This is a genomic window from Candidatus Aquicultor secundus, from assembly GCF_002791875.1.
In the GTDB taxonomy this organism is placed as follows: domain Bacteria; phylum Actinomycetota; class Aquicultoria; order Aquicultorales; family Aquicultoraceae; genus Aquicultor_A; species Aquicultor_A secundus.
On sequence record NZ_PFNG01000188.1, the window covers coordinates 1 to 815 of the forward strand.

Genomic DNA, 815 nt, shown 5'->3' on the forward strand with positions numbered 1-815 from the left:
TCTTGCTTTAGTACGGCGACGTCTTGCTTTAGTACGGCGACGTCTTGCTTTATTTCAGAGAGTTCAATATGGATTCCTGCAATCTCTTCTTGTATACGAGCAAAATAAGGTAGTATTACCTGCTCAATGCCTTCGTTAAATATTTGTATGAATTCTTTTCTTTCTTCAGGACTCATTTTTGCTCCTTGGCAATCGGTAGTATTATTCTGCCCTAACATTATATCCTGTGCAAGCGAAACCTGCAAGACCATATGTGCTATTGTGCAAATGCAAGCGTGCGGTAGATTATAACCGATACTTCCGCCCTGTTTGCGCTGGCATTTGGCTTGAAGTTGCCGTCGGTGCAGCCGGTGACGATGCCGTTTGAGGCGATGAGCTGGATAACGTTTTTTGCCCAGTGCCCCTCAATATCCGGGAACGAACTCTTGTTTGATCCGGGGCTTAAGTCCATCGCCCGGGCTATTACCGAGCATATCTCGGCGCGGCTGATCCGTGCTTCCGGCCTGAAGGTGCCGTCCGGATAGCCACCGATAATCCCATTGGTTACAAGCGCCGATATATAGGATTCCGCCCAGTGTCCCTTGACGTCGGTGAAGGTGTTTGAGCCGTCCGTTGGGATACCTTGTGCAAGGCAGAGCATCTTGGCGAACTGTCCCCTGGTTACGATCTCGTCGGGCTTGAACGTGCCGTCTGAATACCCGGCGATAACGCCGCGCTTAACCAGATCCTCGATCTGGGTAAAAGCCCAGTAGTTCAGCGAGACATCGGGGAACGTGCCGCCCATCTGGTAGATCCATGTGCTCTTCAGGCTGAGC

The 815-nt window shown here is 50.8% G+C and carries 1 protein-coding gene; it reads right to left on the minus strand.

Features of this window, described 5'->3' with window-relative positions:
- Positions 1-256: 256 nt before the first annotated feature.
- On the minus strand, positions 257-815 hold a 559-nt coding region (locus COY37_RS07985), incomplete at its 5' end, for an S-layer homology domain-containing protein (RefSeq protein WP_286977130.1).